This is a genomic window from Streptomyces yokosukanensis, from assembly GCF_001514035.1.
Classification (GTDB): Bacteria; Actinomycetota; Actinomycetes; order Streptomycetales; family Streptomycetaceae; genus Streptomyces; species Streptomyces yokosukanensis.
The window spans coordinates 1-24,977 of sequence record NZ_KQ948234.1; the positions used below are offsets into that span (position 1 = coordinate 1).

The following is a 24,977-nucleotide window of genomic DNA, read 5'->3' on the forward strand; positions in this document are numbered from 1 at the left end:
GAACGTCGAGGGGGCCGGAAGCGCCTAGGGCCTGTCCGATGAGTCGCCAACATCGGAATTTGCCGAGGTAGGGGTCTCGTTCGGGTGACATCCCGCATGCGGGACCGTTTCTGCTGGTCATGACTCTCGCATGGCCACCGAGCTGCTGGTGGCGAACTGCCGTTACTGGCGAGGCGGCATGCTCTTTCCGAAAGGATCATTCATGGGTGACACGCTGCACGTGGGCGATGAACTCGGACTCGGTCAATCCCTGTATGGCGGTGCCTACACGCTGACGTTGCAGGACGACGGCAACCTGGTGCTCTCCGAGCCGGACGGCGTTGTGTGGGCGACCAACACCCACGAGCAGGGGGTCCAGCGGGCCGTGCTCCAGGAGGACGGCAACTTCGTGCTCTACAAGGACGACGGCGCGGTGTGGGCTACCGACACCAACGGCAAGGACGTCGACCGGCTGGTCGTGCAGGCCGACCGTAACGTGGTGCTGTACGGCAAGGACGGCGCTCCTCTGTGGGCGTCGGACACCAGGACCGACGACCCGATCGTCGCCGAGGAGTCGGCTGCGGCCTCGCCCGCCCCCGAGGCGCGCACCTACACCGTCGAACCCGGCGACACCCTGTGGGCCGTCGCCGAACGCTTCTACGGTGATGGCAACCGCTACCGCGACATTGCCGCCGCCAGCGGTATCGACAACCCGGACGTGGTGAACGTCGGCCAGGCGCTGACGATTCCGTGACCCGGCGCTCCCGCGGCGGGTAGAAGGCACCAGGCGCTAGGTGTTGCTGGCCATGACGTTGGTGACGCCCACGTGGAGGCGCGAGACCGGAGGACGGTTACTGGCGGCGGTGTGAGGCCGGTGGTAGTTGTAGTGGACGTTCCAGACCGCGATCGCCCGCGCCCGTTCTGCTTCAGAGGACCACTGCCTGGCATACAGGAGTTCTTCAGCGAGGATGCGCTGGTAGCGCTCGACCTTGCCGTTGTGGCGGGGCGTGTACGGCTTGGTCCGCTGATGGCGGGAGGCCCACGGGATGAGGGAGCGCTCGAAGATCGCGGCGCGGTAGTTCGCGCCGTTGTCGGTGACCACGCGCACGACCCGGTGGATGCCGTGGGCGGCGAAGAAAGCGCGGGCCCGGCTGAGAAACGCCACGGTGGTGGCGGCCTTTTCGTCGGCAAGGGGCTCGGTATAGGCCAGGCGGGAGAATCCGTCGACGGCAGAGTGCAGGTAGACGTACCCGCCCTTGGCCCCACCGGTCTTTGCGCGCTGTGCAGCCCTGGCCTGTTCGGAGCCGCGTCCGTGGGCCCGCCACCCGCCGCCGTCGGGGATACGCCCGACCTTCTTGACGTCCAGGTGGACCATGTGGCCCGGGTAGCGGGCCACGATCCGTTTCGGACGCCTGTTGGTCGAGCCGTCGGGGTCGAGGAAGCGGCGCTGGTTGATGCCCAGGCGCGCCAGCCACCGGCCTACGGTGCGTTCGCTGATCCGCACGCCTTGGCTCGCGAGTTCAAGGGTGATCCGGCGGGCGGACCACTTGTTGTCCCGCCGCAGCTGCTCGATCCGTTCGACGACATCGGGCGGGATCTGGGTCGGTGAAGACCGCGGGACGCTCGGACGGTCCTGCAGCCCGACTTCGCCGTGCGTGTCGTACCGGTTCTTCCACTTGGACAGACAGGCGCGGGAGACACCCGCCTCGGCGGCGACGTGCGCGATCGGACGGGTGCGGCAGCGCTCCACAAGCCGTCGGCGTCCCTCGATGTTCAAGCGCGCGTTCGCATGTGTCACCGCAGCACCTCCGTGTTCCGGCCGGCCGTGATGACGGTGCGGAGGGGGAATGCGATGAGCAGCGCGACCGCGACGAGAAGCCCGCCTGTCCAGAGCGGTCCGAGAGCCCCGGCTTCGGTGCCGAGCGTGGCTGCAGCGACGACGGGGCCGACGGCGGCGCCCACGTTCAGCGCCGCCGTCGCATACGAGCCGGCCATCGTGGGGGCTCCCGCGGCCTCGTAGAGGACCCGTGTGATCAGCGTGCTGCCCAGCGCGAACGACAGCGCGCCCTGCACGAAGACGAGGGTGAACAGGGCGGCGGGCTCGTTGGCCAGCACCGCCAGAGCGGGCCAGCCGATGAGCAGCAACGGACCGGCGATCGCGATGACCGGGCCGGGACTTCGGTCGGACAGTCGTCCGGCGACGGTGACGCCCACGAAGGAACCGGCACCGAAGACCACCAGAGCGACAGAGATCCACAACTTGCCCAGCCCGGCGCTGTCGGTCACCACGGGGGCAAGGAAGGTGAGGCTGCCGAAGGTTGCCGCGTTCACCAGCGCGCCGAGCAGCATCACCAGGATCAACCGTGGCCGGGCGAGCTGGGCGAGCTCCGCTCGCAACGCCGGCCTGCCGGTCGCCTCGTCCTCGTCACGTCCTGCGGGGATGCCTTTCAGGATGCCGAGAGCGGCAGGCAGGCAGAGAGCGGCGACTGCCCAGAAGGTGGCCCGCCAGCCGAGTGCCGTGCCGAGCACTGACCCACCGGGGACACCGGCGATCGTGGCCACCGTCGTGCCCGACAGCAGGACGGCCAGTGCGCGTCCCTTCCTGTCGGGTGAGACCAGAGTGGCCGCAGCCGTCAGAGCGACGGCTAGGAACCCCGCGTTCGCGACTGCGGCGACGACTCGGGTAGCGAACAGGATGGGGAAGCTCGTGGTGACGGCGCCCAAGGCGTGAGTTGCCGCGAAAACGAGGACGAACCCGAGAAGGGCCGGGCGCCTGGGCCAGTTCCGGGCAAGCGCGGCCACCAGGGGTGCGCCGACGATCATGCCGATCGCGAAGGCCGAGGTGAGCACGCCTGCTGTCCCGACGGTGACGTCGAAATCCGAGGCGATGTCCGGCAAGAGGCCGGCGAGCATGAACTCCGAGGTGCCCATGGCGAAGACCGCCATGGCAAGCAGGTACAGCGGGAGAGGCATCGAGTGGCTCCGAGGTGAGGAGAGGCACGAGAAGGTCATCTCGTCACCGCGGCCAGCCCCGAGCGCAAACTCGTCCCACCACAGAAAGCGGTGCGACGACAGGGCTACGAGCTCAGTGGTTCAGGGGGCTGACGGCGTGACCGAAAGCCCCCACCTTGTCTGACTCAGGACTCGACATGGCCCGCACGCTACCCGACCGACGCACGTCGAAGCATCCTGCTTTCCCAGACATCGGCCTGCGTCACCAACGTCCTGTCCCGCAACAGCTAGGTAGGGCCTGTCCGGCAGATCATGTTCTATGGGTTCCACCGATCGGGCGATGGTTTCACCGGGGCTCCTGCGCCGCCACAGAGCGGCTGGTTCTTTTGCAACGATGGGTCGTGGCCGTGTAGGTCCTTTCCGAGAGTGCGCGGGCGTGATGGGAGCCTCATGCAGGGGGCTCCCGTCCACACTCTGCTCTGGAGGCTCACGACCGGAGCCAGAGCCGGATGGCGGCGAGGGCGAGGGTGCCGTGAAAGACGTAGGCCCGCTTCTCGTAGCGGGTCGCCACGGCACGGAATGCCTTGAGCGCCAGGACGGTGCGTTCCACCTCGTTGCGGCGCGCGTACCGTTCGCGGTCAAAGCCGGTAGGGCGGCTGCCCCGGCGCCGACGGTTGGCCTGCTGGGACCTCGGTTCGGGGATGGTGTGCTTGATTTGGCGCCTACGCAGGTATCGCCGGTTGCGGCGGGAGGAGTACGCCCGGTCGCCGCCGAGATGATCGGGGCGGGTCCGGGGATGACCACCGGCCGGTCGTGGGACGCGGATACGCTCCAGGACGGGAATCATCTGCGGGGCGTCGCCCCACTGGCCCGGCGTGAGCAGCAGGGCCAGCGGACGGCACTTGCCGTCACCCGCCAGGTGGATCTTCGTCGTCCAGCCACCCCGGGACCGGCCCAGAGCCTCGTCGTCACGGTGCTGAGCGGGACGCCCGCGACGGCGCCTGGGAATACGTAGAGGCCGGCACCGGGCGCCGGCAGCGTGCTGGTGGACCCGACAGGACGTGGAGTCCACGCTCACCATGGACCAGTCGATCCGGCCCTCGGTATCAGCATCGGCCTGCACCAGCCGCAGGACCCGGTCCCACGTGCCATCCGCAGACCAGCGCCGGTGCCGGTCATAGACCGTCTGCCAACTCCCGAAGCGTGAGGGTAGGTCACGCCACGGGATACCGGTCCGGAGCCTAAAGAAGATCCCGTTGATTACGGTGCGGTGATCCTTCCACCGGCCGCCCCTGCCAACGGACTTCGGCAGATGCCCTTCCAGGCGAGACCACTCCACGTCGGACAGATCGCCCCTCCCCATGCCGAGCAGAACGATCGAACGCGAGCACCGTTACCCGACCCATCGGACAGCCTCTAACTAGAGGCCATCTGCCCCCGTGGGGCGGCCGAATCGCGCCCCAGACGATAGGTAACTCTGGGCGATTGAATCAGCACCTGTCGTAATCGCCGCATGCCGGGCTGGCTTCGAGGTGCGCCTGCGGGTCAGTGTTGCCATGCGGTGGGCGACTTCTCCAGCGAGCGAAGGGTGGTCACCATGCCGCAAATCCCGGCCGGACGGTCCTACCGGATCAAGAACAAGCGCAGCAACCTGTACATGAACGTTGCGGCTTACAGCGACGACGAGGGCATGGAACTTCAGCTGTGGCATCTCCAGCCCGCATCCGACATCAATCGGCGAAGCCAGATCTGGCATGTCTTCCCGCTCGACTACGGCAAGTACCTGCTGGCCAACAAAGCCAGCGGTCAGGTGGTGAACGTCGCCAGGAACAGCACAGACCCGGGGTGGCATCTGCAGCAGTATCCGATCCAGCCGCTGAGCAGCCATCCCTCCCAGCAGTGGATGCTGGATGACGTGGGCGGCGGAGCCGTCGGAATCATCAACGACAAGAGCCAGTTGCTGGCGACTCCCCGCGGCTGGGACAGCACTCCGGGAACCCCGCTCGAACAGTGGACCAGGGCCGACGAATCGCACGCCACCGCACAGCAGTGGATGTTCGAGGTCGAGGACGAGTACAAGCCGGTTCTCGACCTGCCCGACATCACCCACCCCGGCATCGGGGACATCCACCGGATGACCAGCTACGAGCCGACGCCGTCTGCGAAGACCGATCCGGTCGAGGTGGGGGCGATGGCCTACCCCTTCCCGCTGGTCCGAGACCCTGCCTACGACCGGCGGCGCCAGGCCCAGGATAATCCCTACTACATTCTGCGCCGGTACGGTTTCTGGGAGCGGGTCTACTCCTACGAGCACGGTGGAGCCTCGGACTACACCCACACAGAGGAGACGACGGTGGGTTTGACAACCACCAACGCACGGACCGTCGAGGAAACCACCAGCATCTCGGTCACCGCCGAAGCCAGCTTCGGCTTCAAGGGTGTTGGAGCATCTCTGAGCACCACCATCAGCCACGAACTGAAGGTCACCACCACCCACGAGGAAGTCAAGAGCCACTCGAAGAAGGTGACCATCGAGCGGAATTACCAAGCCGGTAAGCGGGTGACCGAGGCTATTTGGTACCGCAGCGACAAGTACGTCCTCGAACGTCTCAACGGGACCGTGGTCCTTGACTGGACCACCCGCGACCCCAACACCTCGGTCGCCGATGCCTACCCCCTCCCCGCAAGGGAAGCCATTCCCGAGTAGTGCTAAGTGGTCTGCGCCGTAAGTCCTTCGGGGGTTGATCATGCTGCCAGCGCGGCGGAGGATTCTTCCTGGTGACCGGTGGTGTGCCGGTCGAGTCTGGCCAGCAGATCGTCCAGGTCGGAGGTGGTGAACTTCCACTGGAACGGCTGTGGCGTGGCGTTGTAGCGGTCTTCGAACGTTCGGAGCCGGTCCCCGACCTCGGTGAGGTCGGTGAAGTCGTTGGGCGCGACCACCTTGCGCTGGACGACGGAGAAGTAGATCTCCACCTGGTTCAGCCAGGAGGCGTGTACCGGGGTGTGGACCATCACGGCGTTCGGGAACGCCGCGATGGGGCGGTCGGCGGCCTTCTGCCCGCGGTGGGAAGAGCCGTTGTCCACGATCCAGAACACACGTTTCGCGCTTGCGTAGGGCTGCTGGCTCATGACCTGGGTGACCAGGGCCATGAACGGGCCAATGCCGGTGCGCGGTTCGGTGTGGCCGAACACGCGAGCGTGGTGGACGTCGTAGGCGGCCAGGTAGGCCAGTGCCCCGCCCCGCCCGTAGGTGTGGTTGACACGCATTGCTCTGGCCTTGCCGGGGGCGAGAGTTGGGTGGCAGCGGCAGCGGGCCTGGATAGAGGTCTTCTCGTCGGCGCTGATCACGTACTCGTCCTCACCCAGCGCCCGGCCCTGCCAGGTGCGGGCGTACAGGTCCAGCACCCGGGCGGCCTTGGTGCGGAAGTCGGGGTCGGTGATGAAGATCCAGGAGCGGTGCTGCCAGGGCTTGAGCGCGTCCTGGGCCAGCCAGCGGCGCACGGTGGACGCCGACACAAACGCGGCGATGCCCCGCTCGGCGGCCTCGCGGGCCAGTTCCGGGCACGACCAGCGTGAGACCGGCACTCCGGTCTCGGCGGGCAGCCGACAGGCCAGCGCCTTGACCTCGGCGGCCTGCAGCGGTGTGAACGAGGCGGGACGGCCACAGCGTTGACGGTCTTTGAGCCCGGGCAGGCCCGCGTCGGCGAACCGGCCACGCCAGCGGCGCACGGTGTCCAGGTGCAGCCCCGTCTCCCGGGCGATCCGCGCGTTGGAGCGTCCGCGCGCGGCGTGCAGCACCACCTGCGCACGCACCCGCAACCGGTGCTCGGTCCTGTGGCCGTGGGCCATCTTCTTCAACCGCATGCGTTCGGCGGCGCTCAGGGCTATCGGACAGGCATTGCGGACGGGCATGGCGGGCGAACCGATCGGCCGAAGTGGATCACTGGCGAGCCGCAGCCTGCCCTGCCCGCCGCAGGGGCGGAGCCCAGATGTCGCGGCTGGGAGCGGATCGGGCAGGATGCAGCACCGCTGCCGTCCTCCAGCAAGACCTCCCTCGCCCAGCGGATTCAAACTTCAGTGGCAAACGGTCAAGGTGCAGTGGCACACCGGACAGTTGAGAGAGGGGCTTCGGCCGCCTGGAGGAGCGGTGTCCGGTTTCAATCTGCGTCCTATCGACAACGGAGCGTAACTATGATTCCTCTTGCTTGTCATGCAGGGAGTTAGTCGACCGAAGGGTCGCCAGATGTCCTGGTACGAAAGGTTCGGAGAACTCGACCTTTGCTACACAATTGATCACGACTACCGGAATGGTTTCTTCTGGTCGTCTTACCAGGTCCCGAATTGGGGCGGGAAGCCGCCGAAGCCGCGGCCGAACGGTGAGGTCAGTGTCTGGCTGTCCTCAGCAGCAGGTGATCCCAATTTTCGGCCGCTGGGGTCCTACGCACGCCATTACGGGTCGGCTCAAGACGCGGGTGACGACGTCGACTTCAGCCGCTTCGGGCGGGTGGCGCAGTTGATGATCGCCCCGGTCTCAGGGCAGTCGGGGGTGGTGGCCTCTCCGGTGGACTACCGGAGGTTGTGGCACGACAGCAATACCGGAGCGTACCTCTACGGGTCGGTGTGGCGGCCGGTCCCGCCGCAGGGGTACGTGGCTCTGGGGGACGTGTGGATGTCGGGCTGGGACGTCAAACCGCCGCTGAACGCGATCTGGTGCGTGAAACAGACCGCCGTCCAGGGACACACCTATGTGCGCCGGGCGGAGCTGAGGGAGCGGGTCTGGATCGACCAGGGGACCGGCGGCAACGGCGGGGATGTGGCCGTGTGGCGGGTCGATGTCCCCCCGATCTCGGAGGACCCCTCCGAGCGGCTGCTCCTCGCCCCCAACACGGTCACCACCGTCACGCACTACAGCACTCCGGCACCGACGGACACGACCTGGATCCTGGACGTGCCGGCCGGCGTCGAGAAGCGGCCGGAGCCGGAGGCACCGCCCCTGACCTCCTACCAGGAGCCGTCCAACCCGCAGCCGGTCACCGACCGGATCGTGCGCGTTCCGTTCACGGGCGTCAACGACGAGGGACGCGACCTGCAATGGAAGGTCCTCAACAGCCCGTTCTACCGGCTGCACCGCCGCGTCGGCTACAACCGGGCGATCTTCACGAACAACCAGCACGGCACCCAGCCCGCGCGCGCCTCGGAACAGGTGGTCACCGGCGTCGTCCAGAGCGAGAGCGAGGCGTGGACGACGCTGACCCGCATCGTTGTCTCCGCCTCGGCCGGCATCGCGTTCAAGGGCCTCTCGGTGGGCGCGGACGTCAACATCACCCGTGAGACCGGCTACGAGAAGCGCACCTCGCTCACCGAGTTCACCGAGAGCACCAGGACGCAGGAGATGGTCACCCCGCCACAGGCATCAGGGGTCCTGTGGGTCAAGTCCCACGAACTCCAGTTGTACCGGGTCGACGGCAGCGCGGTGGCCGAGGCCCTGTCATTCCAGTTCCCGTCCTACGCCATCGCCAACTACCCACCCAACGCCGTCGGCCAGCACGTCGAGCCCGCCGCACCGGCCGAGCCGGAGTTCCAGCAGGCACCCGACCTCGACGGGGAGAAAGGCGGCGGCATCCCCGGCTTCGATGCCGAGGAGCTGACGAAGAAGCTGGAGCTGGCCAAGCAGGAGGTGTCCGAAAAGCCTTAGCGATTCCAGTGCCCGCGCCGACCGCCGCTGCCCAACGCAGGCAAGGACCGACGCGGGCCATCATCGCTTCCGGCTCGGCGCGTGACCCGCTTCCCGGTCGTGCGGCTATCGCTCACCCGTACACCCTGGCCGCCCCGCTCACGGTCCGTCGAAACGGCAGAGGTCGGCCTGACAGCGAAGCCTGACAGCAACGTGCTGTTCGGAGGCTTCCAGCCCGCTGCGCTCGAACGCGTCGCGCGCTGGGGCGATGGCTTCCTCGCCGCCGCAGCGCCCTCCTGGGCAGGCGGCCTGTTCGAGACCGTCCGCACGTTCTGGCAGGAGTACGGCCGCGTCGGCGAACCGCGCGTTGTCGCGCAGGTCAACGTCGCGCTTGGCCCTCACGACGTGATCGACGACGCCCGGGCCAACATGCACTCCTACTACACCTTCACCGGCATAGCCGACCGGATGGTGGCCGGACTGCTCACCACGCCGACCGAGATTCGCGATGCGATCGCCAGCTTCGCTGACCTCGGCGCCGACGAGGTCATGCTCTACTGCTACGGCCTCGACTCGAACCACGTAGACCGCCTCGCCGACCTCCTATGACGGACCTTCTGCGTTGGTTCCGGGGCGGCTCTGGTTGGACGTCGGCTGGGAACAGGCAGCCTAGATGATCAAGTCCAAGGGCTCAGTGATCGTACGAGGTGAGCTGGCGGAGGGTGGCTTGTCCGGTGTGGTCGTTGTGCCAGATCACGGCGGTCAGGGCGAGTATGCACCGCATGACGCGGGCGATGACGCCGCGGGGTGTGCGTCCTCGGTGGTGTTCGAGGTCCAGCTGTCCCTTGAAGGTTTCATTGACGGACTCGATGACCTGCCGCAACGGCTTGAATAGGGATCCGCCGGGCAGCTGCCGTTCGCCCTTGCGGGTTGGTCGTAGCAATTGGAGGCCCTGCTGGGCGAGTTCCCGTTCGAAGGCGCGGCCGTAGTAGTTCTTGTCTCCGATCAGGGTCTGGCCGGGTCGGGTGGCGAGGAGGTGTGACTCGGCCGCGAGCAGGTCCAGCAGGGTCTCGCGCTCGTCGGCCTTGGCCCCGGTCAGGGCGAAGGCGATCGGCAAGCCATGGAGGGTGCACACCAGGTGCAGCCGCAGGCCCCAGAAGAAGCGGCTGTGGCTGGCGCAGTAGCCGTACTGCGCCCATCCGGCCAGGTCAGAGTGTTTCACGGTCTCCCGCGAGCGGCCGCATTCCACGGGTGTGGAGTCCACGACCCACACATCGTCGCTCCACACCGAGGTCCTGGTGGCCAGGATCCGGGTGACCCGGCGCAGCAGTTCGGCGGCCTTGCGCAGCCGCTTGTTGCAGCCGGATTGCTGCGGCAGGTACGCGAAGAGATGCCGCAGGTGGACGCGGGCATGCCGGATCCACCTGGCCTCGGAGGTGAAACCGAGCATGGCCTGCATCATCGCCAGGGTGACCAGCTCAGCGTCGGTGAGCTGTGGTGTGATTCCCACGGCCGGCCGCTCTGGAGCCAGGTCCGGACGCGCCTTCAGTAGGTCGTCGGTCTTATCTCCGCAGGCACCCCTTGGATTTGATCATCTAGGCAGAGACGGCCGCGATGGTGGGTGGCCCTGGACATACGGCCACGGCGCCCTCGAGGCCTCCCACGGCACGCACGACACCAGCTCAGAAGTCAACCCCCGAAGGACTTCCGGAGCCGACCACTAAGGAGCATCGGGCGGATCACTAACGGATCCACAGCCGGATCGCGGCGACGGTGACCGTACCGTAAGAGACGAAAGCTCTCTTGTCGTACCGGGTCTCCGCGGCCCGGAAGCCCTTGAGGGCATGGATCGTCGCTCCACCTCGTTGCGGCGCCTGTACATCGCTGTGTCGCAGCCGGTGGGCCGGCCGCCTGCGCTGCCTCGGCGCTGGCGGTTGGCCCGCTGGTCTTTGCGTTCGGGGATGGTGTGCTTGATCCAGCGACGTCGTAGGTAACGTCGGTTACGGCGGGAGCTGTACGCCTTGTCGCCGCTGACGTGGTCGGGACGCGTGCGCGGGCGGCCCCCGGCAGGGCGGGGGACCCGGATGCGTTCGAGCACAGGGATCAGCTGCGGCGCATCACCCCACTGCCCCGGCGTGACGACGATGGCAAGGGGGCGTCGGCCTCCGTCGCTTGCCAAGTGGATCTTGCAGGTCAGCCCTCCCCGGGAGCGGCCCAGGGCCTCGTCGTCGCGGTGCTGAGCAGGTCGGCCGCGGCGACCCGGAACGCGTGGTGGGCGTTCCCGCGCACCGGCGGCATGCTGGTGAGCCCGGCAGGACGTCGAGTCAACACCGACCATGGTCCAGTCGATCCGGCCCTCCGCGTCGGCTTCGGCCTGGACGGCTCGCAGGAGCCTGTCCCAAGTGCCATCCGCTGACCAGCGCCGATGCCGGTCGTAAACCGTTTTCCACTTCCCGAACCGTGGTGGCAGATCCCGCCAGGGGACACCGGTCCGATGGCGGAAGAGAATACCGTTGATCACCCGACGGTGGCTCTTCCACCGCCCACCCCGACCGACGTTCCGCGGCAGGTGCGGCTTCAGCCGGGACCACTCTGCATCGGATAGATCACCCCGCCCCACAACAGTCGGAACGACCGGGACGCCGCCCAGTCACCAGACCCGTCGGACACTGCCTAGGGGGGTGTCAACGCTCTCGCAGAACTGAACACTCACCAGTCCCGCAGAATTGCCCCCCTGGGGTCGTGCCGTTGGGTCAAGCAGCTCGGTCTGCCCGGCACCATGGGCGCATGGAAGACGATCTCCCGACCGTGTCGGTGCGGGCAGGATGGGTGACCGGCACCGAGTCGAGATCCGTGGGCCTGTGGCGTGCGGACGCCATCGTGTTGTTCGACTGGCTGATGACTGCCCAGAAGCAGGCCCTGGCCGATCTGCTGTCACGGCTGGAGTGGGCCGCGGACGCCGATGTGACCGGGGCGGGCGGGCACCCGCCGCGTCGTGGACCGGTCGGCTCAGCCGGCACCCGGCATCGGGGCGTACTGAGAGCCGGAAGCAGATCCGTACGCGGCATCAAGAGCGGAGAAGACCATGGCGCTCGCGCTGCCCATCACGCCGAAGTACGGACCGTAGACCGGCGACAAGCCCTCAGCACCGGACGCTACCGCAGGGTCCGGCGCAGCTGATGCCACGGGAGCGATGATGCCGACAAGCATGCTCGCCCCGAGGAGCGCACCAGCGATACGACACATAAGGCTTCCTTCCAGGTACGGGGGTGGAATGCATGCACCCCTGACGCTAGATGGCGAACAGCCACGCGCACGGTCTTCCCCTTGCCGTTCATCCGATCCGGCGAACGACGACCACGACTCCGCGCCCGGAACTGCTCAAGGTTGGGTGAGAACGGTCAGCCTTCGGTGAGACGAAACATGTGGTCCTGCGCCATCGCACCTTGAGCGCCCGCCGTCGATGTCCTGTGACAGTCGATCTTCCTCTTCGTCAGTGAATCTTGCTCAAACCCACTCTGTCGCCACTACGGTTTCCTCGGTACGTGATGGCTCAGACCGGGGATGTGGGCTCGTGGCCGGAGACGGTGTCATACCGCTGGTGCATCTGGACTCGATCGACGAGGTCCGGGCTGTGCACAAGATGCTGTTCGACCGAAAGTTCGACGGCCAGGAGGATGTGTACTTCGGGAGCCCGTTCGTCGCTTCGGTCCAGCACAAGCTGCTGGATGCTGGCTGCGGCGGAGCCGGCCAAGAATTGGGCCGCTTGGCGTGACGCGGCCGGGCACCCGGAGAAGGTGGAGAGGATCCGCAACCACCTGGCCGGACTGGGCGAGTGGTGGACAGTCGCGTCCGTCATCAAGCGGGAGGCGTACGTCCGCGACCTGCTCGCGCCGCTGCGGGTGGATGACGAATTGCTGGGCGAGCTGATCCGGTGAGCGCCGTGGCTGCATCGGAGCATGAAGCGGCCGGAGGTGGGTTCACGCTCCGTTTCGGCGGTGCGGAAGGCCACGAGCGGGTGCTCCGTTGGGTCAGTGCCACGGGCTGGCATGGGAGGAGGCAACTCCGGTCCGCCCTCGAAGCAGCTGGCCTCACCGACGAGTTCCGCGCGCTCATCCACGAAGGCGGCGAGGCCGTGCGCGTGCTCGACCAGCACGGCACGGTCCTGCTCGACCAGCCCGACGACGGCATGGGCGGGCGCCCCGAGGTGTTCCGCGGAGACCTGCGTCGGATCCTGATCAACTCGCTGCCCGGCGAGATGATCCAGTGGGGACACAAGGTCACTGGTGTCCGCCCCCTCGGAGACGGAAGGCACGAGCTGACGTTCGCCGACGGGCCGACCGTGACGACCGGCCTCCTCGTCGGCGCGGACGGCGCCTGGTCGAGGGTCCGGCCGCTGCTCTCCGACGCGAAGCCCGAGTACGTGGGCACGTCGTTCATCGAGACCTACCTGTACGACGCCGACCAGCGCCACCCCGCAGCGGCCAAGGCCGCCGGCGACGGTTCCCTGTTCGCCGTCACGACTGGCAAGGGGATCCTCGGCCATCGAGAGGCCGACGCCGTACTGCACACGTACGTCGCGCTCAATAAACCGCAGGACTGGATCGCCGCCATTGTCGCCAGTCCCGAAACGGCGGCGGCCCAGGTCGCGGCAGAATTCACCGGATGGGCGCCTGAACTCACCGCACTCATCACTGACGGGGAAACCACCCTGGTCCCGCGCCCGATCAGCGCCCTGCCGATCGGCCACCGGTGGGACCGCGTTCCCGGAGTGACGCTGCTGGGGGACGCCGCCCACCTCATGTCACCGTTCGCCGGGGAGGGCGCCAACCTCGCCATGCTCGACGGCGCCGAACTCGGCAAAGCCATCGCCGCACATCCCGACGGCATCGAAGCAGCCCTTGCGGAGTACGAGCAGGCGCTCTTTTCCCGCAGTGCCCGGTTCGCCGCCGAATCCGACAAGAATCACCAGCTGATCTTCGGCGACAACGCCCCCGCCGGCTTGCTGAACCTGCTCACGGGCCAGGAGCCGACCGAGTGAGCGGGGCCCACAGATCCGCGATCGTGAGCTGCAGGCGTCGGTCTGGCCGCCGCTGCGGCCGGTACCCGCACGGACAAGTCGCTGCTGACGTTGTCGCAGATCGCCGCCGCGCTCGGCAATATGCCGAGCGACCGCGCCGACGTTGGGGCGTGCGTACCGCCCCAGGGAGTGTCACGGAGGCGTGGCGACAGCGGGCCGGCAGCAGTGGGGTGGAGGCGGCCAGGAGACCGTCAAGACGTTCGTGTCCTGCCTTCTCGGCAAGCTCGGGCTTCGCGACCCCGTTCAGGTTGGTCGTGTGCGCCTACCGGCGGGGGTTGGTGATCTGATGCGGGTCCGCACAGCCGCCGGCCGTGCGGCATCGAGGTGGTCCCTGCACGTATGGGTGAAGCGGCCGGACGGCGCCGGTTACGACGTCGCTGCTCCCATGGCCAGCGCGGTTCGCGCCAGCCCGCGCAGCCAGGCGTGGGCGTGGTCGGTGTCGTAGCGCTGATGCCATGACAGGTATATCGGTGCCGACGGCATTTCGAGTGGGAGGGGGAGCACGACCAGGCCGAGGTCGGCGACCGCTGAGCGCGTGGTGGCTTCGGGGACGCTGATCAGGAGATCGGAGCCGCGCGCGAACTCCAGCGCGGCCGCTTCCGTGGGCGCGGTCGCCACCACGCGGCGGGTGAGGCCGAGCCGCGCGAGGGCGTCGTCGAGGGCATTGCTGAGGTTTCCACGTCGCGAGACGGTGACGTGCTCAGCGGCGGCGTACCGCTTTGCGGTGACGGTCCTGACGCGGGTGAGGGGGTGCCCCTGCCTCACGACGATGACGAGGCGGGTCTCGCCCACGTTCTCGGCACGGACGTCCGGCGCGCTCGGGCGGTTGGCGTTCGCCTCCAGGTCGACCTCGCCGCGTCGCAGCTCGGGGGTGTCAATGCTCGATTCCGCGACGAAGCGCAATCGCACGCCCGGCGCCTCATCACGCACGGCCGAGAGCAGTGTGGGGCCGCTCAAGGCGACCAGGGAATCGTGCCAGCGGAGTGTGAAGGTGCGCTCCAACGTTGCCAGATCGAGTTCACGGCTCGGTGCGAGCACCCCCTGGACCTGATGCAGCAGCTCGTGCACCTGTTCCCGGACGGCGATCGCATATGGCGTCGGGGTCATCGTGCGGCCGGTGCGCACCAGGATCTGATCCCCGGTCGTGCGCCGGATTCGGGCCAGGCTCCGGCTCATCGCGGGGGCGGTGACATGCATGCGCGCGGCCGCCCCGGCCACACTGCCCTCCTCAAGCAGCGCGTCGAGCGCGGCCAGCAGGTTCAAATCCAATTGCATGTGAGTAATCCTAGCCGTGCTTTACATGCATTTGAAGTTAATCGAGAGGCTGTATACCTTCGAGGCCAGAGCGCTGAACAGAGCGCGCAGTTCGGCCCGAACGGCCCCATCACCTTCTACTCAAAAGGGAGTTCACCATGTCCGGAATACTTCGGACCACTGACGTCGCGGTCTCCGACGTCGACCTGCTCGACCGGACCGTGATCGCCGTGCGTGAGGCCGGTGCGGCACTGCGCGAGCGGTTCGGCGAGGTGGTCCGCTACCAGACCCGCGAAGAGCTGATGCGCGCGCTCGCCGACAACGACGACACGGCCCTCGGCATCCTGCGCCCCCGCCTCACGCGCCTGAATCCGGATGCCGGGTGGGTGGAGGACGAGCTGGACAGCGGGGCGCTGCCGCCCGGCGAATGGTGGGTCGTGGATCCGGCCGAAGGCAACGTCAACCACCTGCACGCCCTGCCGGAGTGGGCGGTGACCGCCACCCTCGTGCGCGACAACCAGCCCGTGCTCACCGCGGTTCACCTGCCGTTGACCGGCGAGACCTACACCGCGCTCACCGGCACGGGCGCCTACCTCGACGGCCGGCCGCTGCACGTCTCCCAGACCGCAGACCTCGGCCTGAGCCTCGTGGCCACCAGCCAGGCCCGGCCCGACGAGGACGAGAAGGTCGTGCGACGCGTCGGCTCCTCGATCACCGCGATGCTCTTCGACGCACTCGTCGTCCGCACTTCCGTGCCCGCGACCTTGCACTTGCTCAACGTGGCCGCCGGCCGGATCGACGCCTTCTGGCAGTTCGCCGGCGCCCGCGCGGACCTGCTGCCCGGGGCGCTGCTCGTCACCGAGGCCGGCGGACAGATCTCCGACGCCGAGGGACGCCCCTGGACCCCCAAGAGCGAGAGCTTCCTGGCCGCCGCGCCCGGCATCCACGCCGAAGCCGTCACCACCCTCTCCCGCTGACCGCGCCACACCCGCACCCACGCAAGGACCACATCACCATGACCACGATCGCAGTACTCGGAAACGGCCGCGTCGGCGGCAATCTCGCCACAGCCCTCACCCGGGCCGGGCATGAGGTGACCGTGGCGGACCGCGCGCCCGGCGCCGCCGCCGACGCCGCCCGCACATCCCAGATCGTCATCAACGCCACCCCCGGCGCCGGCTCGCTCGACCGGCTCGCCGCTCTGCGCGAGGAACTGCGCGACAAGATCCTCGTCGACGTCTCCAACGCCACTGTCGACGGACCGGACGGACTGCCCGCCGACCTGATCTACCCCGGCTCGAGCCTCGCCGAACAACTCCAGGAAGCACTCCCCGAAACCCACGTCGTCAAGACACTCAACACCATGCTCTTCCCGGTGATGACCGCGCCGGCCACACTTACCCAGACACCGACCGCGTTCCTCTCCGGCGACGACCCGCAGGCCAAGCAAACCGTCCACGAACTGCTCACCGACCTCGGCTGGCAAAAGGCGTGGATCACCGATCTCGGCGGGATCCAGACCGCCCGCGCCACGGAGGCCGCAATACTGTTCGTACCGCACGTGATCCGTTCCACCGGTTTTGCGCCCTTCGCGATCTCGATCGCCCGCTGATCCGCACACAGTGCACCGCCGCCGGCGGGCCCACGTTCAGAACAGCTACGACAGCGCAGCCAGGGCCGGCGATTCAGCGCCGGACGGCATCGCGCTGCCGCTGCTCCACTCCTGCGACGTGTAGCGCTTGGAACAGTCATGTGAATCTGTGTCGTTTCGCCAGCTCCAGGAAGGTCCTCATCATGTCCCTCGACCCTCAGATCGATGCCCTGCTCGAGAAGTTGGCCGAAGGACGCGAACCGGCACCGGAGAGCCGAACGGTCGAGGAGAACCGCGCCCTCGTGAGCAGCTTCTCCACCCTCGCGGGCGAAGTCGAGCCCGTCGGCAGCGTGCACGACACAGTGGCCGCGGCCGAAGGCCTCGAGGTCCCCATCCGCATCTACGCCCCCGCCACCCTCCCGCGCTCCGGGACGCGGCCCGTGACGGTCTTCTTCCACGGTGGCGGATGGGTCCTCGGAGATCTGGACAGCCAGGACCACATCGCCCGCATCGTGGCCAACCGCTCCGGCACGATCGTGGTCTCCGTCGACTACCGGCTCGCGCCCGAACACCGCTTCCCGGCAGGGATCGAAGACGCCTACGCCGCCCTGACATGGGTCGCGGCCAACGCTGGAAGTTTCGGCGGCGACGGGCAAAGCATTGCGGTGTTCGGCGAGAGCGCCGGCGGCAACCTCGCCGCGGCCCTCGTGCAGGAAGCGCAACGCTGCGGGGGACCTCACATCGCACTGCAGGTACTGGCGTACCCGGCGGTCGACCGGTTCGACGACAGCCCCTCCATGTACGAGAACATGGCCGGACCGTTGCTGAGCCGCAGCTGGCTCGAATGGTTCTGGGGCCTTTACCTCAACACGCCCGACGAAGGCGCAGACCTGCGCGTCTCGCCGGCGCGCTCCGAAGAGCTGGCTGGGCTTCCTCCCGCCGTCATCGTCACCGCCGAACACGATCCGCTGCGGGACCAAGGTGACCGGTACGCGCAGAAGCTCGCCGACGCCGACGTGCCGGTCACGCACCTCCCGATCAAGGGTGCCACCCACGCATTCTTTTCGTTCACCGGGTCGGTGCAGCTCTCACGGGACGTCTTGAATCAGCTCGGAGATGCTGTGGCCACGGCGTTCAACGACTGACCCGCCCACCATTGCCGCTTGCACCACGCATAGGCGCGGCGGGAGCCTGGCGTCCCGCGACCCCACGACTTCTGGGTCGACCACGAGCAGGTCGCCGACAACAGCATCGCCGTGCTGCGCGTCGAGGCTGGCCGGGACCCCTGCAGCAGGGCACCGACCGACCTCGTGGGAGAACTGTCCACCCACAGTGCAGCCGACCGCATCCGATGGGCCTCGCGCCACGTGCACCTGTATCTCAGCGGATGAGAGCACGTCCGCCACCCCGTCGTCAGCGTCCTGCACCTTCACGCCCCCGGCTCTGCGTGGCCATCGAGCGCCGGAGGGGAGAGGGAATTGAAACGAGTGAAGTCAGTAATCTGCTTAACAACCTTGGGAACGATTGAGTTCGGAGCCTGCCGGCCTCGGGTTGGCTGGTGGGTGATCAGCAGGCGGCCTGCCGGGCGAGCACCAGTTCCGTGCTCGCCTTGCGGCGGGGCGCTGACCTGGCCGGGGAACTCGTTGGCCAGGCCCCGGTAGCCCTCGTCGACCTCGGCTTTGACCTTGGGGTGCCGGTGGAACTGCTCGGCGATGCCCTCGGTGCGCACGGCGGTCTGGTCGTGCATGCGGCCCGGCCGGACCACACCGCTGAACAGGGTGCGACCCTGCGGGTCACTGAGGGTGGTGGTCTTGATGGTGTTCTGCTTTCCTGCCGGAGACGAGCGCCTTGCGGCCGGGGCGGTGGGCGCGGGGGCGGCGGACCTGCACTTCGGTGCCGTCGATGCGCAGGTCAACGCCCTCCGCGTCGGCGTAGGCGAACAGGTCCTCCAGCGTCCGAAGCCGCACCCCCAGCCGGTCCGGGATGGCGAAGCCGCGGGCCGCCGGCAGCGGGCGGACCTCGCGGATCGCTCCGGAGACGGTGGAGCGGTCCACTGCGTACAACTCGGCCAGAGCGGCGTGCGGGATCCCGAGCCGCAGGTGGACCAGCGTGACGAGGAGCCGGTCGACGAAGACCAGGCGCTGCTTGGGCCCGGCGCCGGCCGCCCGCCTCCGGTCTCCGCCACACCGCTCGTATAGCGCCGACTCCCGCGCGGCCTGCCACCGGGGCGCGAGTTCTTCGAGCAACTCGCCGAAGTGTGCGCGCGGGACCGCGGACAGGGCAGGATGGGAACAGACCGCACGGGCCCAGGTGAACCTCACAACTCCCCCAACCCGTACGGCCGTTTTCATGTCACGGGCCAGTGGGCCAGCACTCTTGATCGTCTTCTGGGCGGCGCCTAGGCTCTCATGCCCATGGAGATGGAGGAACCGGACCGCGGGCGGCGGGCATGGCACGACGGGCTGGTCAGGCGTCGTGCAGTCGCAGGTCTGCTGGCCGGGGCGGCGGGGCTGGTCATTCTGGGCACGGTGTTCGTCGTACTGCCGAGTGTGGTGGTCGACCACGATCTCGCCGGGGCGAGCGTCGCCGCGCAGGATCGACTGAAGGCGGTGAACGATGTCCGTACGACGCTTCTGCAGGTGGTCGGCGGCCTGGTCGTGCTCTTCGGCGCGTACGCCACCTGGCGGCAACTGCGGGTGAGTCAGGACGGTTTGCGCGCCACCCAGGAGGGCTACGTCACCGACCGATTCAGCCGGGCTGTCGACCAGCTCGGCAGCGACAAGCTGGATGTACGCATCGGCGGGTTGCACGCGCTGTGGCGGATCGCGGAGCAGTCCGCCCGCGACCGGGAGGCCATCATTTCCATCCAGGCCGCGTATCTGCGTACACACCTGCCCTGGCCACCCGCCGGGCCGGAATCACCGGCGGCAGACGTGCCCATCAACGACATCGCACCCCTGGAGACGCGCGCCGCCGACACCCAGGTGGCGCTGACCGCGCTCGGCGTGCTGTGCCAGCACCGGGAGCAGTCCTGGGTCAACCTCAGCATCACCGACTTGCGCCGGGCCGACTGCGACGGACTGTGGTTCCCCGAGGTCAACTTCGACCGCGCTTGCATGGAGGCGGCGGGCCTGTACCACGCCAATCTGACCCAGGCGTCCCTGGTCTCGGTCAACCTGCGGCACGCCGACCTCACGACTGCGATTCTCCGCCGGGCTCGCTGTATTCTCGCCGACCTACGGGCCGCGAAGCTGGTCGAAACCGACTTGCGTGACGCCGACTTCACCGAGACCGACCTGCGCGAGGCAAACCTGCGCAAGGCCGACGCCCACGGCGCGGTCTTCCACCGCGCCGACCTCCGCATGGCCGACTTGCGCGGCACCGACTTGAGCACCGCCAACCTTGTCGAAGCACGCCTGACCGGCGCCCTGGCCAGCGAGCACACCCGCTGGCCCGCCGACTTCGACCACGCAGCCGCCGGAGTCGTCGACACCGATGACCCTGGCCCCGAGCCCTCGCCTCTACTCCAGCCGCCGGGGATGACGTGGCAGGCACCGCCGCTGCGGTCCACTCCCTGACCAAGACGCGCCGGTCAAGACTGCATCAACCGCGATCCGCCTGACCGGCGTCACTCCTCCTCAGCGGCGTCCTGATCGCGCAGGGGCCCAGGCCGCCACGCAGATCCGGGAGCTGATATGGCTCCCAAGGTCGTCAGAGGTAGTCTTCTCCCGTTGTTTCATCCTTGAATAAGGTTTTGATCCTGCTTTGTAGGGTCGCGCCAGGAGATGGTCGCTTCGCCGGTGAGGCGGCGCCAGCCGTAGGTCCGTAAGGACGGATCCTCGAAGTCCTGCCGTTTTTTGCTAGTCGTCGTCGAAAGCGACTGCCTCGCGCACACCACCAGCCGGTGTCCAGCTGAGCATCCCTCCCTGGAACCTGCTCAACCGGTTTGCAGGGGAAGGGCCTTCCTCGTCTGAAATCGGGTAGCCGTACTGACTGCGTTCCCATCCGTGCTGTCCCCAGTAGTCACGAATGGCCCCGTGCACTTCGTGGGCACCGGTCGCCGGGGACCAGTAGATCGAACCCTGCTCGAAGTGGTTGTAGCGCCCGATGCCGTCCGGGGTGCCGGTCTCATCTGTCAGCGGGTAACCCAAAAAGCCCTCAGGTCCCCCGAGTTGCGCGTAGTGGTCACGGATCGCACCGTGCACTTCGTGGGCACCGGTCTGCGGCGACCATTCGATCGTTCCGTTCTGGAAGTCGCGCGAGCTGCCGCGCCCGTCAGGGTTGGGAGCCTCGTTCATCCCGCCACCGGCATCCACCGGAGGCCCGATCCACTGGATCGTCTGCCACTTGTCGTCGATGGAAGACATCGTTTGCCTCAGGTTCTGTTCAGCGTCACAAGACACCGATGGGGCTTGCGCCCTCGTCGGCTCCGGAAGGAGGTGCCTCATGGACTTCGCTCTGGTTCCGGACTGCGCGTTCGCACAGCCCTTCGAACTACTTCCATGGCAGCACTCCTCGCCGAGCGCGGCAACCGCTAACGGGAGTTGCAACGCCGGCGACTTCCACAGCCCCCTGGCGGAGGGCTGGGCCGCAGCCTTGCGTGACCCATTGACGCTGGCGATCGCAGCAGCTCAATGGCCGACCATCACCGGCACCTTGGCGCACCACCCGCACAGACCACGGGGTCCTCGAGCCGACTGCCAGCGGCAGCCACACTGGGTGTCACGGACCGAACGGATGGCGCAGGGTCCGCGCCGGTGCCGGTGCCGGTGGGACGGCGCAGGTGCGGATAGCGGCGGTAGCCGACGCCCTTCTCGGCCGGCTCGCCGAACGCCTCGGGATGCAGGTAGGAGCCGTGCTCCTCCGCGGGCTTGTCCTCCTCCTCGGCCAGCGGGTGGGCCAGGGCCCAGGCGTCCGCACGGACGCCCGTCACCTGCCAGCAGACTTCGAGCCCGGGCGGGCCGCCCCGGATGTCGAAGCCGTCCCCGGTGTCGTGGCGTGCGACGTGGATGTTCGGCGCCGGGGCGTCGAGCGGGGTGAGCTGGAAGCGCAGATCGGTGTTGAGGGCGGTGAACCAGGACGGGAGGGTCACCGTTTCCTGGCCCTGGTCGTCGAGGACGGCCATTCCGTCGTAGATGTTCTTCCGCTCGGAGGACTCCACGAAGGAGTGCGAGAGAACTCGGTGCTCCGGATCCTGCGGGTGGTCGATCTGGAAGCCGCCACCCGACTTGAACAACTGGCCGAACACGCGGACATCGCCCTCGAGGGCGGCCGCGTTCGTCCCGTTGGCGATCAGCGCGGTGCCGGCGGCATCCGAGGCGGTGGCGAAGACACCCGCGCCGGTCGTCGCGGTGGCCAGCACGCCGTTGGCGGTGCCTTGTGCCTCCACACCCGTCCCGTCCTCGGACCGTGCGAAGACAGCTGACCCGGAGAGCGTGGCACCCAGCAGCCCCGGCTGGCCGGCCGCGCCCTTGCCCATCACCCCGGGGCCCTGCGAACTGGAACCGAACACCCCGGCGGAACCGCTACCGTCACTGTGGCCGAACACCCCGTTGTCCTGGGCGCTCGTCCCCAGGACTCCGGGGCTCTGCCCGCTGTTCCCCGACACGCCCGGACCGTCCTGACCCGCCCCGGAAGGGTCCACTCCGCTACCGAACACCCCCGCCAACACGCCCTGTCCGGACAGCCCAAAGCCCTGCGTACTCACCCCGGACACTCCCGGCCCGGCGGTGCCCTGGCCAGACACCCCGGCACCCTGCGCACTCGTACCGGAGACACCAGGGCCTGCCGTCCCGGAACCGGACACTCCGGCGCCCTGAGCACTCGTCCCCGACACACCAGGGCCTGCCGTCCCGGAACCGGACACCCCAGGCGACGAACCCGCGCCCTGCCCGAACACCCCGACACCCTGCGTATTCACCCCAGACACAGCCGGACCGGCAACACCCGATCCGAGCACTCCCGCCGCCTGCGCACTCGCCCCGAACACCCCCGGACCGGCCGCCCCTGCACCGGAAACCCCAGGCGAAGAGCCTCCGCCCTGCCCGAACACCCCAACGCCCTGTGCGCTGGTTCCCGACACGCCGGCACCGGTGTCGGCACGGCCGGCAACGCCCGTACCCGTGCCGCCGCCGAGCCCGGCCACGCCGGTGCCCTGGCGGCAGTAGCCCTGGACGCCCACGCCCTGGACCGCCGTGTTGACGCCGAGGACGCCCGCCCCCGGTTCGACCGACCCGTCGGCGACCGCCGGCCTGCCGCTGCTGCCGATCAGGCCGGGACCGACGTTGTCGTCGCCCCACGCGCCGAAGTGGATCGGCGGTACTGCCTGATTGGGATCGAAGACACTGCCGGCGTCCGGCGGTTGCTGCGGTTGGAAGGACATCACTCTCACCTCTCAGTCGTCTCCGGACCGCTCACTGATAGACGATCTGGAAGCAGTTAAGGGTCACGTCGGTGCTCTGGGCTCCGGTCAGATCGGCCTCGATGAAGTACTTGTTCACCGAGTTGTCGACGGTGGTGACCGTGGTCGGCACGGCCGCCGCGCCGAAGGTCTGGACAGTGACGACGGTCGTCGCGCCCGCCATCGCCGTCACAGGTCTGCTGCGCAGATTGACGGACAGCAGCGCCGTACTGGGACTGGGCTGGGTGGTACCGAAGACCGTCAACGACTTGATCACGGCCCCGTCCGGCAGGACGACGTTCATGATGCCGCTCGCCGACGTGGCGCCGCTCGGCTTCACTGCCGCGTCGACGTTGACATCCCACCCAGGCGTCTGGCTCGCATTCTGATTGGCCGTCAGCAGCGGAATGACGCTGAGGATGCGCTGCTCCCTGAACAGAGCCGCGATCACCGGGTTGAGGTACGCGTCGGCGAGGGTCTGGAACTCGGCCTCCAGGTCGTGGAAGCGAATGTTGAGGCCTCTCTCTCCGCCCGCCTGGACCCGGTCCTCGTTGTCGATCCAGTCCTGGTGGCGGAACGAGGGGACATATTTCGGAATCATGACGGGTCGCCCTCCTCGGGTCGGCGGAACGGCGGCTGGTCGTAGGTGTGATAGGTCGGGAAGGTGAACGCGGGCAGTACGGCCGCATCGCCGATGGCATGGGCCAGCTCGCTCACATGGGCCCGCAGCCGCCCGGTGCAGAACTCCACTCCGACCGGCTGGAACCAGTTGAGGACATTCAGCACCAGGTCGTACTGGTCCTTGCCGATCATCACCTCCGGCCGGGCGTCGAGAGCGTCCTTCAGCCGCACCTCGCACTGGTAGGGCAGCACCGTGCTGCCCCGCAGGTAGTCGGCGCGCAATCGGACCAGCCCGGGCGCGGCGGCGTCGACTCTGGTTGCCGGGGCCTCGAAGTCGGCCGGCTCCGCGCCGCCAGGGCCGAGCGGCAGCGCGGACCATGCAAGGTTCACACCGTCGTCGGGGCCGAGGGGCTGACGGGCGAACAGGCGGGGGGGCTTCGGCGGGCTCTGGCCGAGCGGGGTCTGGTCGGCGAGCAGCAGCGTGCCGTCGCCTTCGGGCGCGGCCAGCAGGCAGGGTGGGTACGCGGCGGTGGCCGGGGACGCGGCGAGCGCGAGGCAGTTGTCGCCGGCGGCGAAGGGCAGCGGCAGCAGGCTGTCGGTGGTCGTGTCGACGACGTGGACGCGCCCGGCGGCCGGTCCGGTGCCGGCGGTGGCCACGTACAGGTGCCGCCCGTCGGTGGCCATGCACATCGTGACCGGGACTGTTCCGGGCGGGAGGGCGGTGAGCGTCGTGGACGGGGTGGTGGCGCCGGTCGGGTAGACCTGCAGCGCACCGCTGCCGGGGCCCGTCGCGCCGGTGTCCACGCCGATGTAGAGCTTCGCGCCGTCCGGGGTGAGGGCGGCGCAGAGCGCCCGGGCGGCGCCCGGGACGGACAGTGGCCCGGCCAGCACCGGTCCGCTCGGGCGGACGGCCAGGCAGAAGCGGCCGCCGTCGAGCAGCACCGCGAGCTGCGGGCTGTTCGAACTCGCTGCGATCGCTCCCGGGAGGCCGGGCAGCAGCAGGTTGGTCGTCTGAGCGCCGCTTTGCGGGTTGTAGGCACGCAAGGTGTGGTCGGTGGAGGCGAGGTAGAGGAGGGTGCCGTCGGTGGCGAGGGACACCGCGTCCGGGGTGACGACCGGTGTGGCCGCGAGGGTGTCGGGGTCGAGGGCGAGCACCCGACCGCGCTCGTGCGCGACGAACAGTCGGCCGCCGACGAACGCGAGTGCAGCGGGGAGCCGGTCCGTGAGCGCGGAGGCCTCGAACGCCAGTACAGGCTGCGTGCTGGGCGAGTCGGCTGCCAGGGCGTAGGCGGCCACCCGGTGGCTGCCGCGTTCGGCCAGGTAGCACCGTCTGCCGTCAGGGCGGAAGCAAGCCGCAACAGGGGCGGCGCGCGGGCTGACGGCCACCCGGATCCCGCCCCCGGCGGTCACCTCGGCCGCCGGCTGG

24 protein-coding genes and 2 pseudogenes are annotated in these 24,977 nt (G+C 68.5%); 13 read left to right on the forward strand and 13 right to left on the reverse strand.

Annotated elements, in window-relative coordinates:
• Positions 1–130: 130 nt before the first annotated feature.
• Positions 131–733 (forward strand): LysM peptidoglycan-binding domain-containing protein, encoded by a 603-nt coding sequence (locus AQI95_RS49985; protein ID WP_279617052.1) that lies wholly within the window; start codon positions 131–133, stop codon positions 731–733.
• A 36-nt stretch (positions 734–769) separates the two neighbouring features.
• Here AQI95_RS49985 and AQI95_RS40870 read toward each other — a convergent pair whose 3' ends face one another.
• From AQI95_RS40870 to AQI95_RS45795, 3 genes are all read right to left on the reverse strand, one after another.
• Entirely contained in the window at positions 770–1,777 is a 1,008-nt protein-coding gene (locus AQI95_RS40870) for an IS481 family transposase (RefSeq protein ID WP_067136122.1), read from the reverse strand.
• Positions 1,774–2,952, reverse strand: a complete 1,179-nt coding sequence (locus AQI95_RS40875) for a Cmx/CmrA family chloramphenicol efflux MFS transporter (protein ID WP_067136124.1) — start codon at positions 2,950–2,952, stop codon at positions 1,774–1,776. Before AQI95_RS40875 ends, AQI95_RS40870 begins: the two co-directional genes overlap by 4 nt.
• Before the next feature lie 466 nt (positions 2,953–3,418).
• Positions 3,419–4,294, reverse strand: coding sequence for an IS5 family transposase (locus AQI95_RS45795; protein WP_079071895.1), 876 nt, complete (start codon positions 4,292–4,294; stop codon positions 3,419–3,421).
• A gap of 198 nt (positions 4,295–4,492) precedes the next feature.
• Between AQI95_RS45795 and AQI95_RS40885 the strand changes: the two genes are divergently transcribed.
• A complete protein-coding gene (locus AQI95_RS40885; RefSeq protein ID WP_067136127.1) occupies positions 4,493–5,638 on the forward strand; it encodes an RICIN domain-containing protein in 1,146 nt (381 codons plus the stop codon).
• 38 nt (positions 5,639–5,676) lie between these two features.
• On the opposite strand, the gene AQI95_RS40890 is transcribed toward AQI95_RS40885, so the two are convergent.
• Complete coding sequence (locus AQI95_RS40890) at positions 5,677–6,843, reverse strand: IS630 family transposase (protein WP_244189044.1); 1,167 nt, start codon at positions 6,841–6,843, stop codon at positions 5,677–5,679.
• Between the two features lie 604 nt (positions 6,844–7,447).
• On the opposite strand from AQI95_RS40890, the gene AQI95_RS40895 reads away from it, so the two are divergent.
• Together AQI95_RS40895 and AQI95_RS40900 are read left to right on the forward strand one after the other, a co-directional pair.
• Positions 7,448–8,626 (forward strand): Vps62-related protein, encoded by a 1,179-nt coding sequence (locus AQI95_RS40895; RefSeq protein WP_279617053.1) that lies wholly within the window; start codon positions 7,448–7,450, stop codon positions 8,624–8,626.
• 81 nt (positions 8,627–8,707) lie between these two features.
• Positions 8,708–9,214, forward strand: a complete 507-nt coding sequence (locus tag AQI95_RS40900; RefSeq protein ID WP_244189045.1) for an LLM class flavin-dependent oxidoreductase — start codon at positions 8,708–8,710, stop codon at positions 9,212–9,214.
• Between the two features lie 82 nt (positions 9,215–9,296).
• On the opposite strand, the gene AQI95_RS40905 is transcribed toward AQI95_RS40900, so the two are convergent.
• Positions 9,297–10,154 (reverse strand): IS982 family transposase, encoded by an 858-nt coding sequence (locus AQI95_RS40905; RefSeq protein WP_067136131.1) that lies wholly within the window; start codon positions 10,152–10,154, stop codon positions 9,297–9,299.
• Positions 10,155–10,347: 193 nt separating this feature from the next.
• Positions 10,348–11,225 (reverse strand): IS5 family transposase gene (locus tag AQI95_RS45800; protein WP_107121898.1). Its coding sequence is split into 2 segments (ribosomal slippage): positions 10,348–10,460 and positions 10,460–11,225, totalling 879 coding nucleotides; the frame shifts between segments, so codons are not numbered across the junction.
• A gap of 167 nt (positions 11,226–11,392) precedes the next feature.
• On the opposite strand from AQI95_RS45800, the gene AQI95_RS46880 reads away from it, so the two are divergent.
• The 4 genes and pseudogenes from AQI95_RS46880 to AQI95_RS40920 all read left to right on the forward strand — a co-directional run.
• Positions 11,393–11,785, forward strand: coding sequence for a hypothetical protein (locus AQI95_RS46880; protein WP_107121899.1), 393 nt, complete (start codon positions 11,393–11,395; stop codon positions 11,783–11,785).
• A gap of 394 nt (positions 11,786–12,179) precedes the next feature.
• Positions 12,180–12,380 (forward strand): hypothetical protein, encoded by a 201-nt coding sequence (locus AQI95_RS48535; protein WP_079071899.1) that lies wholly within the window; start codon positions 12,180–12,182, stop codon positions 12,378–12,380.
• A 22-nt stretch (positions 12,381–12,402) separates the two neighbouring features.
• Positions 12,403–12,543: a hypothetical protein gene (locus tag AQI95_RS48540; RefSeq protein WP_208614387.1), complete on the forward strand. Its 141-nt coding sequence runs from the start codon at positions 12,403–12,405 to the stop codon at positions 12,541–12,543.
• 134 nt (positions 12,544–12,677) lie between these two features.
• A pseudogene (locus AQI95_RS40920) lies at positions 12,678–13,646 on the forward strand (FAD-dependent oxidoreductase); the annotation flags it as partial.
• A 405-nt stretch (positions 13,647–14,051) separates the two neighbouring features.
• Here AQI95_RS40920 and AQI95_RS40925 read toward each other — a convergent pair.
• Positions 14,052–14,960 (reverse strand): LysR family transcriptional regulator, encoded by a 909-nt coding sequence (locus tag AQI95_RS40925; RefSeq protein WP_067136135.1) that lies wholly within the window; start codon positions 14,958–14,960, stop codon positions 14,052–14,054.
• Positions 14,961–15,097: 137 nt separating this feature from the next.
• Between AQI95_RS40925 and AQI95_RS40930 the strand changes: the two genes are divergently transcribed.
• The 4 genes and pseudogenes from AQI95_RS40930 to AQI95_RS50480 form a co-directional block, all read left to right on the forward strand.
• Entirely contained in the window at positions 15,098–15,916 is an 819-nt protein-coding gene (locus AQI95_RS40930; protein WP_067136137.1) for a 3'(2'),5'-bisphosphate nucleotidase CysQ, read from the forward strand.
• A 38-nt stretch (positions 15,917–15,954) separates the two neighbouring features.
• Entirely contained in the window at positions 15,955–16,551 is a 597-nt protein-coding gene (locus tag AQI95_RS40935) for an NADPH-dependent F420 reductase (protein ID WP_067136139.1), read from the forward strand.
• 182 nt (positions 16,552–16,733) lie between these two features.
• Positions 16,734–17,675: an alpha/beta hydrolase gene (locus tag AQI95_RS40940; protein WP_067136141.1), complete on the forward strand. Its 942-nt coding sequence runs from the start codon at positions 16,734–16,736 to the stop codon at positions 17,673–17,675.
• Between the two features lie 66 nt (positions 17,676–17,741).
• A pseudogene (locus AQI95_RS50480) lies at positions 17,742–17,921 on the forward strand (MmyB family transcriptional regulator); the annotation flags it as partial.
• Between the two features lie 38 nt (positions 17,922–17,959).
• On the opposite strand, the gene AQI95_RS48545 reads toward AQI95_RS50480, so the two are convergent.
• Positions 17,960–18,346, reverse strand: a complete 387-nt coding sequence (locus AQI95_RS48545) for a transposase family protein (RefSeq protein WP_244189050.1) — start codon at positions 18,344–18,346, stop codon at positions 17,960–17,962.
• Positions 18,324–18,776: a helix-turn-helix domain-containing protein gene (locus tag AQI95_RS49520; protein WP_244189047.1), complete on the reverse strand. Its 453-nt coding sequence runs from the start codon at positions 18,774–18,776 to the stop codon at positions 18,324–18,326. Before AQI95_RS49520 ends, AQI95_RS48545 begins: the two co-directional genes overlap by 23 nt.
• A 168-nt stretch (positions 18,777–18,944) precedes the next feature.
• Between AQI95_RS49520 and AQI95_RS40950 the strand changes: the two genes are divergently transcribed.
• Positions 18,945–20,108 (forward strand): pentapeptide repeat-containing protein, encoded by a 1,164-nt coding sequence (locus AQI95_RS40950; RefSeq protein ID WP_244189048.1) that lies wholly within the window; start codon positions 18,945–18,947, stop codon positions 20,106–20,108.
• A gap of 282 nt (positions 20,109–20,390) precedes the next feature.
• On the opposite strand, the gene AQI95_RS40955 is transcribed toward AQI95_RS40950, so the two are convergent.
• From AQI95_RS40955 to AQI95_RS40970, 4 genes are all read right to left on the reverse strand, one after another.
• Positions 20,391–20,897 carry an LGFP repeat-containing protein gene (locus AQI95_RS40955; RefSeq protein ID WP_067136143.1) on the reverse strand — a complete coding sequence of 169 codons (507 nt, stop codon included), beginning with the start codon at positions 20,895–20,897 and terminating at the stop codon, positions 20,391–20,393.
• A 278-nt stretch (positions 20,898–21,175) separates the two neighbouring features.
• Positions 21,176–22,138: a hypothetical protein gene (locus tag AQI95_RS40960; protein WP_159056678.1), complete on the reverse strand. Its 963-nt coding sequence runs from the start codon at positions 22,136–22,138 to the stop codon at positions 21,176–21,178.
• 805 nt (positions 22,139–22,943) lie between these two features.
• The gene (locus AQI95_RS46890) at positions 22,944–23,531 is read right to left on the reverse strand and encodes a hypothetical protein (RefSeq protein ID WP_067136147.1); all 588 of its coding nucleotides are present in this window, start codon (positions 23,529–23,531) and stop codon (positions 22,944–22,946) included.
• On the reverse strand, positions 23,528–24,977 hold a 1,450-nt coding region (locus AQI95_RS40970), incomplete at its 5' end, for a YncE family protein (RefSeq protein WP_159056679.1). The genes AQI95_RS40970 and AQI95_RS46890, both read right to left, overlap by 4 nt.

Excerpts from the sequence above, each read along its gene's own strand:
- AQI95_RS49985 (WP_279617052.1), top strand. The coding sequence starts at position 131 with ATGGCCACCGAGCTGCTGGTGGCGAACTGCCGTTACTGGCGAGGCGGC.
- AQI95_RS40875 (WP_067136124.1), bottom strand. The coding sequence starts at position 2,952 with ATGCCTCTCCCGCTGTACCTGCTTGCCATGGCGGTCTTCGCCATGGGC.
- AQI95_RS45795 (WP_079071895.1), bottom strand. The coding sequence starts at position 4,294 with ATGGGGAGGGGCGATCTGTCCGACGTGGAGTGGTCTCGCCTGGAAGGG.
- AQI95_RS40890 (WP_244189044.1), bottom strand. The coding sequence starts at position 6,843 with ATGCCCGTCCGCAATGCCTGTCCGATAGCCCTGAGCGCCGCCGAACGC.
- AQI95_RS40895 (WP_279617053.1), top strand. The coding sequence starts at position 7,448 with ATGATCGCCCCGGTCTCAGGGCAGTCGGGGGTGGTGGCCTCTCCGGTG.
- AQI95_RS46880 (WP_107121899.1), top strand. The coding sequence starts at position 11,393 with ATGGAAGACGATCTCCCGACCGTGTCGGTGCGGGCAGGATGGGTGACC.
- AQI95_RS40925 (WP_067136135.1), bottom strand. The coding sequence starts at position 14,960 with ATGCAATTGGATTTGAACCTGCTGGCCGCGCTCGACGCGCTGCTTGAG.
- AQI95_RS40930 (WP_067136137.1), top strand. The coding sequence starts at position 15,098 with ATGTCCGGAATACTTCGGACCACTGACGTCGCGGTCTCCGACGTCGAC.
- AQI95_RS40935 (WP_067136139.1), top strand. The coding sequence starts at position 15,955 with ATGACCACGATCGCAGTACTCGGAAACGGCCGCGTCGGCGGCAATCTC.
- AQI95_RS40940 (WP_067136141.1), top strand. The coding sequence starts at position 16,734 with ATGTCCCTCGACCCTCAGATCGATGCCCTGCTCGAGAAGTTGGCCGAA.
- AQI95_RS40950 (WP_244189048.1), top strand. The coding sequence starts at position 18,945 with ATGGAGATGGAGGAACCGGACCGCGGGCGGCGGGCATGGCACGACGGG.
- AQI95_RS40955 (WP_067136143.1), bottom strand. The coding sequence starts at position 20,897 with ATGTCTTCCATCGACGACAAGTGGCAGACGATCCAGTGGATCGGGCCT.
- AQI95_RS46890 (WP_067136147.1), bottom strand. The coding sequence starts at position 23,531 with ATGATTCCGAAATATGTCCCCTCGTTCCGCCACCAGGACTGGATCGAC.